This window comes from Marivita cryptomonadis (genome assembly GCF_002115725.1).
In the GTDB taxonomy this organism is placed as follows: Bacteria; Pseudomonadota; Alphaproteobacteria; order Rhodobacterales; family Rhodobacteraceae; genus Marivita; species Marivita cryptomonadis.
This window is the reverse complement of record NZ_JFKD01000099.1, coordinates 1-846: the sequence shown is the minus strand read 5'-3', so window position 1 is coordinate 846 and position 846 is coordinate 1. Positions and strand designations below refer to the sequence as shown.

The 846-nt window shown below is 61.9% G+C and carries 1 protein-coding gene and 1 pseudogene; both read left to right on the top strand.

The window, feature by feature from the left end:
- A pseudogene (locus MCRY_RS22480) lies at positions 1-230 on the top strand (amino acid ABC transporter permease); the annotation flags it as partial.
- 1 nt (position 231) lies between these two features.
- Positions 232-846: M14 family metallopeptidase (locus MCRY_RS22475; protein WP_139834177.1), on the top strand; the 615-nt coding region annotated here is incomplete at its 3' end.

Below are 846 nucleotides of genomic sequence, written 5' to 3'. Positions count from 1 at the left end.
AGTACAGCAACGAAGTGATCATGATGCTGCAGACCACCAGCCTGGCATCCATCGTCACCCTGATCGACATCACCGGTGCCGCACGCACGGTGAACGCGCAGTACTACCTGCCGTTCGAAGCCTATATCACCGCTGGCGCGTTCTACCTGTGCCTGACCTTTATCCTGGTGCGCCTGTTCAAGTTGGCCGAGCGCCGCTGGCTGAGCTACCTGGCTCCACGGAAGCACTGATATGGAACGCATCGATCACCTGTTGCCCTGGGGTCACCTGGGTTGCGAGCGCCAACTGAGCGTATTCCGTTTCGGCGGCGGCGAGCGCAAGGCCTATATCCAGGCCAGCCTGCACGCCGATGAGTTGCCCGGCATGCGTGCGGCCTGGGAGCTGAAAAAACGCCTCACCGAACTGGAACGGCAAGGTGCCTTGAACGGCGTGATCGAGCTGGTGCCGGTGGCCAACCCGATGGGCTTGGGCCAACTGTTACAAGGCAGCCACCAGGGCCGTTTCGAGGTGGGCAGCGGCAAGAATTTCAACCGCGATTTCGTTGAGTTGAGCGAGCCGGTGGCGGAGTTGCTCACAGGTAGGCTGGGGGATGATCCTCACGCCAATGTGCGCATGATTCGCCAGGCGATGACCGATGCGCTCAACGCCTTGCCTGATCCGAGCAGCCAGTTGCAAGGCATGCAGCGCATCCTGCTCGGCCACGCCTGCACCGCCGACATCGTCCTCGACCTGCACTGCGACGCCGAAGCCGCGCTGCACATGTACGCGCTGCCCCAGCACTGGCCGCAGTGGCGTTCGTTGTCGGCGCACTTGAATGTGAAAGTCGGTTTGCTCGCGGAAGATTCC